The sequence below is a fragment of the Stenotrophomonas sp. SORGH_AS_0321 genome (assembly GCF_031453215.1).
Lineage (GTDB): Bacteria > Pseudomonadota > Gammaproteobacteria > Xanthomonadales > Xanthomonadaceae > Stenotrophomonas > Stenotrophomonas chelatiphaga.
On record NZ_JAVIZG010000001.1, the window covers coordinates 193,005 to 208,758 of the forward strand.

12 protein-coding genes are annotated in these 15,754 nt (G+C 68.7%); 5 read left to right on the forward strand and 7 right to left on the reverse strand.

Annotated features, from left to right (window positions below; translation table 11 throughout):
* The first annotated feature begins 73 nt into the window (after nt 1-73).
* A complete protein-coding gene (locus QE373_RS00815) occupies nt 74-2,728 on the forward strand; it encodes a hypothetical protein (protein ID WP_309682468.1) in 2,655 nt (884 codons plus the stop codon).
* Nucleotides 2,729-2,743: 15 nt separating this feature from the next.
* On the opposite strand, the gene QE373_RS00820 is transcribed toward QE373_RS00815, so the two are convergent.
* Nucleotides 2,744-3,700: an aldo/keto reductase gene (locus QE373_RS00820; RefSeq protein ID WP_309682471.1), complete on the reverse strand. Its 957-nt coding sequence runs from the start codon at nt 3,698-3,700 to the stop codon at nt 2,744-2,746.
* A gap of 169 nt (nt 3,701-3,869) precedes the next feature.
* Between QE373_RS00820 and QE373_RS00825 the strand changes: the two genes are divergently transcribed.
* Entirely contained in the window at nt 3,870-4,736 is an 867-nt protein-coding gene (locus tag QE373_RS00825; protein ID WP_309682474.1) for a methyltransferase, read from the forward strand.
* A 143-nt stretch (nt 4,737-4,879) separates the two neighbouring features.
* Nucleotides 4,880-5,419 (forward strand): pseudouridine synthase, encoded by a 540-nt coding sequence (locus QE373_RS00830; protein WP_309682476.1) that lies wholly within the window; start codon nt 4,880-4,882, stop codon nt 5,417-5,419.
* A gap of 755 nt (nt 5,420-6,174) precedes the next feature.
* Here QE373_RS00830 and QE373_RS00835 read toward each other — a convergent pair.
* Together QE373_RS00835 and hrpB are read right to left on the reverse strand one after the other, a co-directional pair.
* The gene (locus QE373_RS00835; RefSeq protein WP_309682481.1) at nt 6,175-6,576 is read right to left on the reverse strand and encodes a hypothetical protein; all 402 of its coding nucleotides are present in this window, start codon (nt 6,574-6,576) and stop codon (nt 6,175-6,177) included.
* 106 nt (nt 6,577-6,682) lie between these two features.
* Nucleotides 6,683-9,187, reverse strand: a complete 2,505-nt coding sequence (gene hrpB / locus QE373_RS00840) for an ATP-dependent helicase HrpB (RefSeq protein ID WP_309682484.1) — start codon at nt 9,185-9,187, stop codon at nt 6,683-6,685.
* 66 nt (nt 9,188-9,253) lie between these two features.
* Here hrpB and QE373_RS00845 point away from each other — a divergent pair, with 66 nt between their 5' ends.
* Entirely contained in the window at nt 9,254-10,063 is an 810-nt protein-coding gene (locus tag QE373_RS00845; protein WP_057507169.1) for a TatD family hydrolase, read from the forward strand.
* A gap of 103 nt (nt 10,064-10,166) precedes the next feature.
* Here the strand turns inward: QE373_RS00845 and QE373_RS00850 are convergent, their stop codons facing one another.
* The 4 genes from QE373_RS00850 to QE373_RS00865 all read right to left on the reverse strand — a co-directional run bounded on the left by QE373_RS00850 (nt 10,167) and on the right by QE373_RS00865 (nt 14,053).
* Complete coding sequence (locus QE373_RS00850) at nt 10,167-11,069, reverse strand: NAD-dependent epimerase/dehydratase family protein (protein ID WP_309689493.1); 903 nt, start codon at nt 11,067-11,069, stop codon at nt 10,167-10,169.
* A gap of 2 nt (nt 11,070-11,071) precedes the next feature.
* A complete protein-coding gene (gene panE, locus QE373_RS00855; protein ID WP_309682487.1) occupies nt 11,072-12,010 on the reverse strand; it encodes a 2-dehydropantoate 2-reductase in 939 nt (312 codons plus the stop codon).
* 298 nt (nt 12,011-12,308) lie between these two features.
* The gene (locus tag QE373_RS00860) at nt 12,309-13,109 is read right to left on the reverse strand and encodes an ABC transporter permease (RefSeq protein WP_042612435.1); all 801 of its coding nucleotides are present in this window, start codon (nt 13,107-13,109) and stop codon (nt 12,309-12,311) included.
* Nucleotides 13,106-14,053: an ABC transporter ATP-binding protein gene (locus tag QE373_RS00865; RefSeq protein WP_057687599.1), complete on the reverse strand. Its 948-nt coding sequence runs from the start codon at nt 14,051-14,053 to the stop codon at nt 13,106-13,108. The genes QE373_RS00860 and QE373_RS00865 overlap by 4 nt, the downstream gene beginning before the upstream one ends.
* 103 nt (nt 14,054-14,156) lie before the next feature.
* On the opposite strand from QE373_RS00865, the gene QE373_RS00870 reads away from it, so the two are divergent.
* Nucleotides 14,157-14,906 carry an FAD-binding oxidoreductase gene (locus QE373_RS00870; RefSeq protein ID WP_309682495.1) on the forward strand — a complete coding sequence of 250 codons (750 nt, stop codon included), beginning with the start codon at nt 14,157-14,159 and terminating at the stop codon, nt 14,904-14,906.
* Nucleotides 14,907-15,754 lie beyond the last annotated feature (848 nt).

Here is a 15,754-nt window from a genome sequence, read left to right on the forward strand (position 1 = left end):
GTCCCCTGTCGCGCCCTCTCACGGTCACTGCGGAACCCAGGCCCCGATCAACGTCGGTGCGTGGGTGTGCAGGATGCTGCAGCCGGTAAGGCTGCCATCGGCGATCTTCAACGGTGTCCTGCCGGAACGCGCGCGGCAACCTGCGGCACCACCGCCCTGGCGAAGCGAACTCCATCTGATCGGCGACAACCTGGGCCACGAGCTGGTCCGCTGGGGTACGGCGCGGGCGTTCTCGCAGCTGGTGCAGCAGGCCGACCAGCTGCTGCCCGGGATAACCATTCCATGGACCGCCTATGCAACGTACTGCGGCCTGTCCGAAGCGCGCAGGGGCAATGTGCTGCGAGCGCTTCAGTCGATCCCACTCACCCGCATCGCCCCCATCGTGATCCTGCAGGCCGTGGCAGACCGCCTGCGCTGGCTGCCCGAGGTTACCGATGGCGGTGCCGATCCTGCCCCGCTGGTGCTTGGTCTGGCCGCGTGTGCCCTGGTGCACGCGCTGCAGCACCAGCGGCCGGTCCGTTCGCCGTCCACGACGGCGGGCAAGCATCTGGTCCGCCTGGCACACCTGCTGCACGTCGCGACCAACGCGTATGCAGGGCTGCAGTCGCTGCGTGGTGCCGCCGGGGCGGGCAGCCTGAACGTGGCACGCGTGCCGGCAGCAGGGGCGGCATCGCGCTGCACCGCCCGCGACGGGCTGCCGGCCAATGGCACCGAAGGACCGATCATGTTGCCATGGCATTGTGCATCCGGCGTCGCTGGGCAGTCCGTCGATGATGCGCAGGGCGCTGGCGCCTGGCCGTTGCCCGGAGCCGACGCGCGCCGGGCCAAACCCAAGGCCAGACCGAAGCCGCCGCCGCCTTCTTCACGCGTTGGGTCGCGAACGTCCACAGGAGCGGACGCAGGGCGCGGACACGCCGCTCCGGGTCGCCGGCCGACGGGCGCCCGATCAGTGTCCGTGGACGGCGCGGCGGGTGTCCCGGGCCCCGCCGCGCAGGGACCGCGGAAAGAGAGTGCATCCATTCTCAGGAAGCAGACCGCGCTCGGCCAGATGGCCCAGCAGAGCAAGGAAAGCACGGCAGTCAGCAAGCAGTCGAGCGCGCATGCCAAGGACGGCCTGCATCCGGCCATGGGTCAGGATGACCGACGGGTAGCCGCACCGCAGCACCCTCTGGTGGCCGGTGACCGCGACAAGCCAGTGGAATGCGCTGGCCACTGCACGCCGGGAGCAAACGCCAATGGCAGCAGTGATGGCGTCGAACGTGCGGCTGGCGCCCATGCCGCCCTGGCCTGCCTGCGCTTCCACGATACGCGTGAGGCGCGGCTGCAGGTGCGGAAGATGCGCTTCGGCCCGGTCCAGGCCAGCTTCTGCGTACCGCAACGGGCGCACGACCATTTCATGGATGGCTTTGCCGGCGCGCTGCGCGACCGCAGCGCTGCCTGGGTAAAGACCGAGGTCGTGCACGAACACATCCCCGCAGCCCAGCGCGGACGAGGCGCGCGCAAGTACGAGGGACTGGGCCAGATGCAGCGCGCCGCGCCCCGCGATCCCACCCCGCTGGTCGATGAGGACGTGTTCTCGGTGCTGAGCGTGTCCCCGCTCAGTGATCACCTGCTGCATCGGCGGCGCATCCGGTCATCGCACATCCTGGCGCCCAATACCTTCCGGTTGATCAGCTACGAAGATCCGGCCCAGCGGCGCAGGACATTCGTCGCCTACTTCGTCAGGCCGTCGTCGGAGGCGTGCCGCGGGCTGCGCGTTGGCTACCTGGAGGTGACCAGCACCCCCCAAGGGGGCTACGCGCTGCAGGATGCGGAGGCGGGGTTCAGCCTGGGCGCCCGATCGATGGCCACCCTGATCAACGGCACGCAGGCCATGTCGGGTTGTCGCTTTGAACCGGGCGACGACGTTGGGCAGGCCGATGGCGACCGGGTACACGCGCAGCAGACACGGCACCTGTTCCTCCGCGAACGATCCACCTGGTGCGGCGAGGAAGCGTTCACCCCGCAGGCGGTGAACGACCGCCTGCCGTTCCTGATCGCCAGGGAGGTCCGTATGCCCGGCCGGGCCGGGAACGTGATCCTGCGTCGCAACAGCTTCGCCTTGGGCGCCGACGCGCTGGTGTTCCTCGACGAACGAGGCAGCCTTGGACGGCTGCGGATGGTGGCCTCGCCCACTGCGCCGGATCAGTGGCAGCTTGTGACGCAGCAGGCGCACGCGGTGCGCTTCATGCAACGTCACAAGCTGCAGGACGATGTTTCCTACCGCCTCGCCGACCTGGTCGAACTGCTGGAACAGCAGGGCATCACGTGGATCCCTCCAGACCCGGACCGGACCTCCCCTGGCGACGACCCGCATGTGCCTGCTGCAGACTCTGCTGATCCGTGCGGGCTGACGCGGCTGCAGCCGTCGGGACAGGTAACCGCGCCGGCAGTGACGCGCCGCTCCTGGTTCTCGTGGCGGCAGGGGGTGTTGCAGTACGTGGATCATGAAGGCCGCGAAGGTCGCCTGGGTTTCGAACGCCATGGCACGCATGGCCGCAATTACAGGATGGCTGCTGGCAACACGGCAGCGGCGCTCGCCTTCGCCCAGCGCAACCAGCTGCTGCCCCACGCCCGCTACGCAGAGGACGAGATCCTGTGGCTGCTGAAGGGGCAGGGCCTGGTCCGGCGCGACGACGACCTGCCCGATGCGCAGGACGATGCTTCCGCTTCCGTGGAAGCATCCTGATTCCCACTCTGATCGTCAGCCGGCGGCGCTGGCCTCATCAAGCTCGGCGATATCCCGCGCAGACAGCGCCAGGGTGGCCGCCGCCAGCACGTCGTGCAGCTGCTCCACGCTGGTCGCGCTGACGATCGGTGCGGTGATGGACGGACGCGCGATCAGCCAGGCCAAGGCGACCTGCGAAGCGGTTGCCGTGTGCCGGCTGGCGATGTCGTCCAGTGCCGCCAGGATGCGGTTGCCGCGCGGGTTGAGGTACTTCGCCACCACGGCCTGGCCGCGCGCAGGGCTCCTGGACGCGTCTTCAGTGCGGCGGTACTTACCGCTCAGGAAACCGCTGGCCAGCGAGTAGTAACTGATCACGCCGAGCTGCTCACGCTGCACCAGCGCTTCCAGGCCGGCTTCATAACCGGAGCGGTCGTAGAGGTTGTATTCCGGCTGCAGCGTTTCATAACGGGGCAGCTGGTAGTCGGCTGATACCTTGAGTGCATCGGCCAGCCGATCGGCACTGTAATTGGAGGCGCCGATGGCGCGGACCTTGCCCTGTTCGATCAGCCGCGCGAAGGCTCCCAGCGTCGTCTCCAGCGGCGTGGATTCGTCATCCTCGTGCGCCTGGTAGAGATCGATGACATCGGTCTGCAGGCGACGCAGCGAACCTTCCACCGCCGCGGTGATGTTGTCCGCCGACAGGCCGGGCTGTTCGGACCACTTCGCCACCTTGGTGGCCAGAACCACTTTGTCGCGCTTGCCGCTACGCGCGAACCACCTGCCGATCAATGTTTCCGATTCACCGCCCTGGTTTCCCGGTACCCATGCCGAATAAGCATCGGCGGTATCGACCAGGTTGAAGCCGGCATCGATAAAGGCATCAAGCAGGGCGAAGGTCGTTTTCTCGTCCGCACTCCAGCCAAATACATTGCCGCCGAAGGCGATGGGATGCACCTGCAGGCCGGAGCGGCCCAGTTCGCGGGTTGCCGTCATTCGAAATCTCCTCGGGTAGCGACCACAGCAGCATACGGGCAGGGAGATGACGCTGCTGCGGCAGCTGCCGCAAAACTGTGTTCCGGCGTGCCGCGTGGCGATAACGCTTTGTGAACACCGGAGCAGCTCGGGCTGCTAGTCTGCGCCCACCATCCAAGGGAGCCCTGCCATGAAGAACCTGATCAACGTGTCTGCCTGTTGCCTCGCCGTGGCAGTGGCGCTGTCCGCATCGCCGCTGTACGCGCGCACGCCCGCTGCCGCCGGCGCGGCGCCGCAGGGACAGGTCAGCCCGGCGATCGAGGCGGCGGTGAAGTCCACCACGCGTGATCCTGCCAATGTCACCCGCGATGGCTTCCGCCATCCGGCGCAGACGCTGTCGTTCTTCAAGCTGACCCCGGCCAGCACGGTCATCGAGATCACCCCCGGCAATGGCTGGTATTCGGAAATCCTGGCGCCGCTGGTGCGCCAGCAGGGCCAGTACATTGCCGCGGTGGTGGATCCGGCAGCGGTGCCGGAAGGACGTGGACGCGACTACCAGCAGCGCAGCCGCGACGGCCTGCAGAAGAAATTCAGCACCGCGCCCGCACAGTTCGACAAGGCCACCGAAGTCGCCTACGACCCGGCCGCGCCGGTGTTCGGCAAGCCTGCTTCGGCCGATGTGGTGCTGACCTTCCGCAACGTGCACAACTGGCGCAAGTCCGGCCAGGCACCGGGCATGTTCAAGGGCTTTTACGACGTGCTGAAGCCGGGCGGCGTGCTGGGCGTGGTCGAACATCGCGCCAAGGCCGATGTCGGCGACGACGACGGCACCGGCTATGTCGGACAGCAGCAGGTGATCGCGATGGCCGAAGCCGCCGGCTTCAAGCTGGATGGCAGCAGCGAGATCAACGCCAACCCGCGCGATACCAAGGATCATCCCAACGGCGTGTGGACGCTGCCGCCGTCAAACAACCATGATGCAGCCGACGCGGCGAAGTACCGTGCCATCGGCGAGAGCGATCGCATGACCCTGCGCTTCGTCAAACCGCGCGGTTGACCGCGGCGGAGACAGCGGCATCCCTGCGCATGACCGGCATGCCGCTGTGCCTGTGATCACCGACTCGGCGCAGCGGCATCGCGGTTGCCTGCGACACCGGCGACAATGGCGGCTGCGTTTCCCGTCGTCCTGTTGATCTGCCCATGTCCCTGATCCTGTTCAACAAGCCGTTCAATGTCCTGTGCCAGTTCACCGACCGCAGCGTGCCGCCACGGCCCACCCTGGCGGGGTTCGGCCTGCCCTCGGATGTGTACGCCGCAGGCCGCCTGGACCATGACAGCGAAGGCCTGCTGCTGTTGACCGATGACGGTGGGCTGGCCCACCGCCTGACCGATCCGCGGCATAAAGCGGATAAAACCTATTGGGTGCAGGTGGAAGGCGAACCGACGCCGGAACGGCTGGCGCAGCTGCGCCGGGGCGTGCTGCTCAAGGACGGGCCCACCCTGCCTGCCCGGATCGAGCAGATCGATGCACCCGCGCTGTGGGTGCGTGACCCGCCGGTGCGTTTCCGCAAGACGGTGCCCGATGCCTGGCTGGCCGTGACACTGCGCGAAGGGCGTAACCGGCAGGTGCGACGGATGACCGCCGCCGTCGGCCTGCCGACGCTGCGGCTGGTCCGTGCATCGATGGGGCCGTATCAGTTGGGTGAGCTGCAGCCGGGACAGTGGCGGCAAGTGGACTAAGGGCAGGTGCGGGGGTGCGGGCGGCGAGTGCCTGCGCAATGGGTTCCACGTGCAGGCCGATGTGTTCGTCGCCCAGCTGCGCGGCCATGTGGTACAGGATGAAAACGTAGGCCTGGGCGCACTGGCGTGCGCTTTCTCCCACCCCCGGCAGCCAGGCGAGCACCCGGCACCCGGCAAGCAGTGCGTTGTCATCCGGTCCGATGTTGATCGCCAGCGCAGCGCGATTGGCCAGTACCCAGCGGCCGAACACTTCCAGGCGCAGTGCATCGAAGGCGTAAGTGGCCCCTATCTGCGCAATCAGCGGGGCGTGGATGGCATCCACCATGCTGGCGTAGCGCCGGTCTCTTACCATCGCCACGGCCATGTCGGCAGCGGTAAGCGCAGGGCCCAATGGCCGCAACGGCACCGGCGGGCACGGTGAGGCAAGCAGGCGCAGATCGAATTCGGCTACCGGTGAGTTGCCCACGGCGCAAGGGCGGAGTGCAGGCGCGGCAGGGTCCGGGGTGCTGGCCGGCGGGGCGTGCCTTGCCGGCGCAAGGGGGGCAGCGGCGGCGGTGCTGCTGGCGGAAAACAAGGGCGGCTCCTGCGCACGACGGTGGATGGTCCACCGAACATGCAGGCACTGCAGCGGCCAACGCAATTGGCAACAGCGACATCGCCACCGCCAAAACGACGAAGGGCGTGGCATCCGCCCCACCCTTCGTATCTGCCGAACCGGCCAGCACAGCGGCGGGTCTTCACCCCGCGGCAAACGCTCAGGCGTCGCTGCCGATATCGCTGTGTTCGTCCACCACCGTGTTGACGCGGCGGTCACGTGCGGCAACCCGCTGCGCCTGTCCGTTGACGACATGGCCACCAGCCAGCTTCTTCTTCTGCTGCTTGCGGTACAGCGCGTAGCCCAGCAGGCCGACGCCGACGGCAGCAGCGGCGATGGTCACCGCCGGGTTGCGGCGCACTGCCTTGGTGGCGATCCGGCCGCCGGTCTTCACTGCGCCCAGTGCTGCGCCGGTCTTCAGCCAGTCTGCGGCGGTGGGGCCGAAATGGCGCAGGCTACCGCCCAGGTTGCCGCCTGCGTGCTTGATGCCATCGCCGGCGCTATGGGCCAGGTCCAGCGCGCGTTCCAGTGCACGGTCGGTGATTACGGTCAGTCTGCTCATGTGGGGTCCTTTGCCTCGGGTCGAACTCCAGTGTCGCGCGGTTGCTGTAAACGGCATGTCAGTCAGGCTCGGATGGGGCGTGAGGCCGCAGCCCCCGTTCAGCCTGTCAGGTACCCCGCGGCTTGGCACGGTGCGTGGCCGTCGCGGTCCACGGGTCGTCAGGCCACGGATGGCGGGGGTAGCGCCCCTTCATTTCCTTTTTTACTTCGGCATAGGTGTTCGCCCAGAAATTGCGCAGGTCCTGGGTGACCTGCAGCGGGCGACCGCCCGGCGAGAGCAGATGCAGGGTGAGCGCGACACGGTTGTCGGCGATGCGGGGCGTGTCGGCCAGCCCGAACAACTCCTGCAGCTTCACCGCCAGGATCGGGGGCAGCGGTTCGCCGGATTCGCTGTCCAGGCTGTAGCTGATGCCACGTTCCAGGCCGGACGGCACACTGATCCGGGTCGGCGCATGGCGGTCCACCAGCTGTCGCTGCGACCAGTCCAGCGGCGTCTTCAGCGCCTCGCCGAAGCTGGCTTCATCCAGCGCGTCCAGGCGCGTCCTGCCGGCGAAGGCCGGCTGCAGCCATGCCGCGCGGCTGGCCAGCAGGGCTGCGTCGCTGACATCGGGCAGTCCGAGCTCGGGCATCCAGCGGCGCAGTCCTTCCACCCGGGCCTGCCACTGCCGCAGGCCGTCGGTCCACGGCAGGGCCTGCAGGCCGAGTTCGGCCACCGCCTCGGTCAGCGCCGCGGCGGCATGCGCCGGATCGACGCGTCCGGCCGATCGGCTGTCGAACACGATGCGTTCGAAGCGGCTTTCGCGCAGCGCCACCAGCGCCCGGCGCTCGGCGTCCCAGCGCACGATGTCTTCGCTGACGAAGCGCGACGCGAACACGCGGCGCAGGTACTGCTCATCCACTGGCGAGGCGCGCAGCAGCAGCCCATCGCGCGCCTCGAAACGCAGTTCGCTGGCCACCAGCCAGGGTTCGCCGCGCAGGTCGCTCAGCTCGTGCAGGCGCGCGCTGCGGCCGTTGGCCAGCAGGTAGCGCAGCGGATCGTTCGGGTGGCGGAAGGCGATGCGGTCCGGGAACGCATGCGCCAGCAGGTCACCCAGCTGGTGCGCTTCGATGCTCGACGGCGGCGCGGCGTCACAGCGCAGGCGTCGCCGCCACTGTCGCGCTGCTGCATCGATGGCGGCCAATCCGCCGCGGTTCGCCTCATGTGGCGCGCGGCCACTCCGGAACGCCGCCAGTGCGCGCCAGCGGGGTGCCAGCGCGTCGCCGCCCTGGCGCAGCGGATCACGCGCTTCCAGCAGGGCGGCGACATCGGCCGCCAATGCCTGCTCGGTGCCGGCGGTTGCGGCCAGCAGCATTGCCGCCAGCCGCGGATGGGTGCCGATCGCCAGCATCCGCCGCCCCTGTGCGGTGATCGCATGGGTGGGCGACAACGCGCCCAAGCGCTGCAGCAGCTCGCGCGCGGCGGCCAGTGGCCCGGCCGGTGGCGCGTCCACGAAGCGCAGGTCACTGCTGCCCCACGCCGCCAGTTCCAGGGCCAGCCCGGTCAATTCGACCTGTTCGATTTCCGCCCGGCGTTGCGGCTCTAGCCGCTGTGATTGCGGCCACAGGCGCCATGCCCAACCGGCTGCCACGCGGCCGGCACGCCCGGCGCGCTGGTCGGCCGACGCCTGCGCCACGGCCACCACGTCCAGCCGGGTGAAGCCGCTGTTGGGGTCGTACTGCGGCTCCCGCGCCAGCCCGCTGTCGATCACCACGCGTACCCCGGGCAGGGTGACCGATGATTCGGCCACGTTGGTGGCCAGCACCACGCGGCGGCGGCCATCGGCCGCAGGCTGCAGCACGCGCCCCTGCTGTTCCACCGGCAGCTCGCCGTGCAGCGGCAGCACCTCGGTGGCCGCATCCACGGTGTCCTGCAGGCCCGCCAGCACGCGCTGGATCTCGCGTTGCCCGGGCAGGAACACCAGCACGTCACCGGGATGGGTGGCCAGCGCCTGCTGCACCGCGCGGCGCACCTGCAGGTCGAGGGCTTCGTCGCGGCGGGCGGGGAAGTGCGAGACCTCCACCGGGAAACTGCGGCCCTCGCTGGACAGGCGCGGGGCATCAAGCAAGCGCGCCAGCCGCTCGCCGTCCAGCGTCGCCGACATCACCACCAGGCGCAGGTCGTCGCGCAGCTGCGCCTGCACGTCCAGCGCCAGCGCCAGGCCGAGATCACCGCTGAGGTGGCGCTCGTGGAACTCATCGAACACGATCGCACCGATGCCCTCCAGCATCGGATCGTCCTGCAGCATGCGGGTCAGGATGCCCTCGGTGACCACCTCCACGCGGGTGCGCGCAGAGACCTTGTTCTCGAAGCGGATGCGGTAGCCCACGGTGTCGCCGACCTCCTCGCCCAGCTGCCGTGCCATGAACTGGGCGGCACTGCGCGCGGCGACCCGGCGCGGTTCCAGCAGGATGATCTTCTGCCCGGCGAGCCACGGCGCGTGCAGCAGCGCCAGCGGTACCTGGGTGGTCTTGCCGGCGCCCGGCGGGGCTTCAAGGACCAGTCGCCGGTGCTGGTCGAGGCTGTCCTTGACCTGCGGCAGCAGCGCGGAAATCGGGAAGTGCGGGGTGCTCATCGCACAAGGATAAGGGGCCATGGGGCCGGCAGGTACAATGAGCCGGCGTTCCCCACTGCGATGACCATGCAACTGATCGATATCGGCGCCAACCTCACCCACGACTCCTTCGACCGCGATCGCGATGCTGTGCTGGCGCGTGCGCGCGATGCCGGCGTGGCGCAGATGGTGATCACCGGCGCCAGCCGCGAACATTCACCGTTGGCGCTGCAGCTGGCGCGCCAGCACCCCGGCTTCCTGTATGCCACCGCCGGCGTCCACCCGCACCATGCGGTGGACTACACCGACGAATGCGACGCGGAAATGCGCGCGCTGCATGCGCACCCGGAAGTGGTCGCGGTGGGCGAGTGCGGGCTGGATTATTTCCGCGATTTCTCGCCGCGTCCTGCGCAGCACCGTGCGTTCGAGCGCCAGCTGCAGTTGGCGTCCGAGGTCACCGCGGCCGACGGTGCGCGCAAGCCGCTGTTCCTGCACCAGCGCGACGCGCACGCCGATTTCATGGCGCAGATGAAGAACTTCGAGGGCCGCATCGGCGCGGCGGTGGTGCATTGCTTCACCGGTGAACGCCAGGAAATGTTCGATTACCTGGACCAGGACTGGTACATCGGCATCACCGGCTGGCTGTGCGACGAGCGCCGCGGCGCGCACCTGCGCGAGCTGGTCAAGCACATCCCGGCGAACCGCCTGATGATCGAAACCGACGCGCCGTACCTGCTGCCGCGCTCGCTGAAGCCGATGCCCAAGGACCGCCGCAACGAGCCGATGTACCTGGCACATATCGTGGAAGAGCTGGCCCGCGACCGCGGTGAAGCGACCGACGTCGCGGCGGCTACCACCACCGCCGCTGCGCGCGCATTCTTCCGACTGCCGGGCTGATCCCGGCAGGCTGGTGGGCGACCACCGGCGGTTCTGGTGGGTGACGACCGCTGGTTCCGTTCAGTGACGATCGCTGGTTCTGGTTAGTGACGACCGTTGGTCGTCAGGCCCCTGCGGGCAAGCGCTGCCCATCCCCGTGTTCCCACGCATCCTGCAGTCCCTCGCGGTAGCTCGGAAAGCGCGGCTGCCACTGCAGCATCGCGCGCGTGCCGCGGCTGTCGATACGTTTGTTGCCCTCGTAGAACCGCCGCAGCGACGGGCTGACCGCCGGATCGTCCCACTGCTGCTGCGCCGGCAGCGCATACCCGCCCAGCTGCGCGGCATAGGCCAGCACCTGCTGTGGCGGGGCCGGTTCGTCGTCGGCCGGCAGATACCGTCCGGCAGGCCGGGGGTGCTGCAGGGCCGCGACCACCACATCGGCCAGGTCCTGCACATGCAGCCGGTTGAAGACCAGCCCGGGACGTACCACGTGGCGTGCACGTCCGGCAGCCAACTGCACCAGCGCGTTGCGGCCGCGACCGTACAGACCCGGCAGCCGGAACACCGCCGAGTCGATGCCCCGTTCGCTGGCCAGCGCCTGCCACTGCCGTTCGGCATGCAGCCGCTGCAGCGCCGACGGCGAGCTGCCATCGGCCAGCGACGCCTCGTCGACCCAGCCACCGTCGCGGCCTGCGTAGACTGCCGTGGACGACAGATACCCGACCCAGCGCAGCGCCCTGCTGCTGGCCAGTGCGGCACGCACCAGGCGCATGGCCGGATCGCCATCGGCATCGGGCGGCACCGTGCACAGCACGGCATCGGCGCGGCCGAGGGCCTCCAGCAGCGTGGCATCGACGGGCTGGTCGCTGGCAAGTCGGTGCCGCGCCAGGCCGTCGATGGCGTGTGCCGCCGGCTCCCGCACCGTGCCGTCCACCGCCACGCCCAGCGCCAGCAGGCGGCGGGCAATGGCCTGGCCGCTGTAGCCAAGCCCCAGGATGAAGATCCGCTTCGGCAGGTCTGCCACGATGCTCAGCCCGCGCGCTGCGCCTGGTAGGCCTGCAGGGCGTCGTAGGCCTGTGCCAGCAAGGGAGCCTGCTGGCCGAAGCTGCGCGCACGCGCCAGCATGTCACCGACGATGTGGTCTGCTTCGACCTGCTGCCCGGCTTCCAGGTCGCGCAGCATCGACGCCTTCAGTGCCGAGCCCGGCTGGGTCAGCGCGGCCAGCGCGGTCTCCTGCGCCGGCTCGGGGATGGGTTCACCGGTGGCTTCGGCCACCGCCACGCATTCGGCGTACAGCGCGCGCAGGAAATCCTCGCCCCCCGGCGTGGCCACGATGCTGCCGATATCCGCGCGCCGCAGGCAGGTGGCGGCCGCAAGCGCGGTCAGGAAGGTGTACTTCACCCACTGTTCCTGTCCGATCTTTTCGCTGGCGGTGTGGTCCACGCCGCCCTGCACGCAGGCAGCGGCGAAGGCCAGCACACGGGCGCTGAGGCCGACGTCATCGCGCTCGCCGAAGGTCAGCCGGGCTGGCTTGGCCAGGTGCTGCACGGAACCGTCTTCGGCCTTGGTCGCGCTGATGAAGCACAGTCCGCCCATCACCGCGTCGCGGCCGAAGCGTGCATCCAGCGCGGCATAGTGGCGCAGTCCGTTGAGGATCGGCAGCACGCTGGTACGCGGTCCCACCGCCGGCGCGATCGCCTCGATGGAACTGTCCAGGTCGTAGGCCTTGCAGCTCAGCAGGACCAGGTCGAACGGGTGCCCGGCGACCAGCGCCGGCAGTGCATCGGCGGTGACCTGCTGCACCGGGAAAGCGGCGTCGCCGAGCGGGCTGCGGATGACCAGGCCATCGCGCTGCAGCTGCGCCGCACGGGCGGGGCGTACCAGGAAGGTGACGTCCACGCCGGCCTGGGCCAGGCGTCCGCCGAAGTAGCCACCGGTACCGCCGGCGCCGAGGATCAGGATGCGCATTGCAGTCTCACCACGTTGTCAGGAATCGCTGTGGGGATTGTGCCTGTTTCGCGCGTGTCCGGGCCGTCGTGCCGGTCGTGCTGGTCTTGCTGGTCGGTAGGGGTATCGGGCTGGGTCGTGCGGGTGGGGGGCGCGGGGCACGCGCAGGTACGTCCATGTAGCTCTTCGCGGCTCCTGCCGCTCAAGGCCCCGCACCCCCCACCCGGCAACCATCCCAGCCGCAGTTGCCTTTGACGTTGCAGTTGCAGTGCAGTTGCCTGCAAGGCAGGGTGCCGGGCCGCAGGCCCGGCGTCTTCCCTCAGCTGCGCAGGCCGACGCCACGGCGCAGCAGCCACAGTGCCACGAAGGTCAGCGCCACCACGAAGCCCAGCATCAGCGCATAGGCCACCCACAGCGGTACGTCGCTGGTGCCCAGCAGGCCGTAGCGGAAGGCGTTGACCATGTAGAAGATCGGGTTGGCGTGGGTTGCGGCTTCAGCCCAGCCGGGCAGCAGCTTCACCGAATAGAACACACCGCCCAGGTAGGTCAGCGGGGTCAGGATGAAGGTCGGCACGATCGCCACGTCATCGAACTTCTTCGCGTAGACCGCGTTGATGAAGCCGGCCAGCGAGAAGATCGTCGCGCCCAGCAGCACCGTGGTCAGCGTCACCAGCGGATGCGGGATGCGCACCGGGGTGAAGAACATGGCGATGATCAGCACGATCACGCCCACCATCAGGCCACGCAGCACCGCGCCGGCCACGTAGCCCCACAGGATCACCCAGTTCGGCATCGGGCTGACCAGCAGTTCCTCCACGTGGCGCCCGAACTTGGCGCCGAAGAACGAGGAGCTGATGTTGCCGTAGCTGTTCTGGATCACGCTCATCATCACCAGGCCCGGCACGATGAACTGCATGTAGCTGTAGCCGCCCATCTCACCGACGCGCGAACCGATCAGTCCGCCGAAGATCAGGAAGTACAGGGTCATGGTGATCGCCGGCGGCACCAGGGTCTGGCCCCAGATGCGCAGGATGCGCGCCACTTCGCGGCGCACCACGGTCGCCAGGGCGATGCGGTTGCGCTGGCCATCGGTCAGGACGGGGGTCGGGGTGCTGCTCATGCCACGTTCTCCGGGGTGCCGGTGAGGCGCACGAACAGCTCCTCCAGGCGGTTGCTCTTGGTCCGCATCGAACGCACGCGGATACCCGAGGCGTTGAGTGCGGCGAATACACGGTTGAGGTCCATCGCGCGCGGCATGTCCACGTCCAGCGTGTGCCCGTCGGTGGCGATCAGCGTGGCGCCCTCGATCTGCGGCAGCTCGGCGGGCAGGGTGCCGTCGATGTCGAACAGGAAGCCCTCCACGTCCAGCTTGGCCAGCAGTTCACGCATCGGGCCCTGGGTGACGATCTGGCCGTGGTTGATGATGGCCAGGTTGCGGCACAGGTGTTCGGCCTCTTCCAGGTAATGCGTGGTGAGGATGATGGTGGTGCCGGCGGTGTTGATCTCCTTCAGCACCCGCCACATGTCGCGGCGGATCTCGATGTCCACGCCGGCGGTCGGTTCATCCAGGATCAGCAGGCGCGGCCGGGTCATCATCGCCCGGGCGATCATCAGCCGGCGCTTCATGCCGCCGGACAGGGTGCGGCTCATCACCTGCGCCTTCTCCCACAGGTGGGCGCGCTTGAGCTCTTCCTCGGCGCGCTTTTCCGCCTCGGCGCGGTCCACGCCATAGAAACCGGCGTAGTTGACCAGGATGTCGAAGGGCTTTTCGAACAGGTTGAAGTTGATCTCCTGCGGCACCAGGCCGATCAGCCGCATGGAGGCGCTGCGTTCACCCACCAGATCGGTGCCGAACACCTCCACCTGGCCGTCGCTGAGGTTCACCAGCGAGCTGACGATGCCGATCAGGGTCGACTTGCCGGCGCCGTTGGGGCCCAGCAGGGCGAAGAAATCGCCGGGAGCGACTTCCAGCGACACGCCCTTCAGGGCGACGGTGCCGTTGTCATAGGTCTTGCGCAGGTCGCGCACGCGCAGGGCGGGCGCGCTGTTGTTCAGGGAAGCCAAGCGGAAAGCCTTTGCGCCTGCGGGTGGCGCATGGAGGAGTGCAGGGAGGGCTATTATAGATCCCCCCACGGGCTTGCCCCGGCTACACACTGTTCCCACTGCCGTGCCAGTCCAATTTCCCATGAAGCTGGTCGACCGCCGCATGCTGGCGCCGACCGTAGGCCATTACCAGTTCCTCCGCGACGACGGCCAGCCGCTGGATTTCCAGCCTGGCCAGTTCATCCAGGTCCATTTCCAGTACGCCGACGGCACCGAAACCAAGCGCAGCTACTCGCTGGCGACCCTCCACGACCATGCGCTGGGGCCGGGCGAGGCGGTGGATATCGCAGTCAGTTTCGTTCCCGGCGGTGCCGCCACGGCGCTGTTCGAAGGCCTGGACATCGGCGGCCAGCTCAGCGCCAGCGGCCCGTATGGCCGGTTCTGCCTGCAGCCGGGCGACCACAATGGCCGCTATCTGCTGATCGCTACCGGCACCGGGGTTACCCCGTACCGCTCGATGCTGCCCCTGCTGGCCGCCGCCATGGCCGAACGCGGCGTCCAGGTGGTCCTGCTGCAGGGCGCCCGGAGCCCGGCCGAGCTGCTGTACAGCGAGGATTTCGAGGCGTTTGCCGCGTCGCAGCCGAACTTCCGCTATATCCCGTGCCTGTCGCGCGAGCTGCCCGCCGATCCCGGGCCGGACGTCCGCCATGGTTACGTGCAGCAGCAGCTGGCCGATCTTGCGCCGGATGCCGCCACGGACATCGCCTACCTGTGCGGCAACCCGGACATGGTGGATGCCTGCGTGGATGCGTTGAAGCTGGCAGGGCTCGGCAATCCGCAGATCCGCCGCGAGAAGTACGTTTCCAGCAAGTAGGCTGGTCGAACGGGTGGGACCCCCTCGCGGGTGGCGTTGTTGTATCTGGGGGTGGGCCGGGCGGGGAGGCTGTGCGGGGGACGGCAAAAACCGCATCCATGCGGGCCTCGTTTCGCGCCATCCATGGCGCTCGACGCCCCCGCACAGCCTCCCCGCCCGGCCCCTGAAAGGTTCCGGCGCTGCGCTCCGCGTAGAAAAAGAATGAAAAAGCGGTAGCGCCGACCCATGGTCGGCGGAATCCATCAGACCCCATTGCCCCACCATCCGCCGACCATGGGTCGGCGCTACCAAGGGGCCCCGTGGCCTTGTCGCCCGGCCCCTGACAGGTTCCGGTGGCCGCCCCCGCGTGGAAAAAGAATGGAAGGCGGTAGCGCCGACCCATGGTCGGCGGAATCCATCGGACCCCATTCCCCCACCATCCGCCGACCATGGGTCGGCGCTACCAAGGGGCCCCGTGGCCTTGTCGCCCGGCCCCTGACAGGTTCCGGTGGCCGCCCCCGCGTGGAAAAAGAATGGAAGGCGGTAGCGCCGACCCATGGTCGGCGGAATCCATCGGACCCCATTCCCCCACCATCCGCCGACCATGGGTCGGCGCTACCAAGGGGCCCCGTGGCCTTGTCGCACGGCCCCTGACAGGTTCCGGTGGCCGCCCCCCGCGTAGAAAAAGAATGAAAAAGCGGTAGCGCCGACCCATGGCCGGGGGAATCCATCGGACCCCATTCCCCCACCATCCGCCGACCATGGGTATGCCGGTCGTCCTGACCGGCACCCTGCGGGCCGTCGCAAGCGACGTTGGCAGCGGCTCCTGCCGCTGCCTTCGGCGCTACCAGAGCACCGGGGGACGGGTG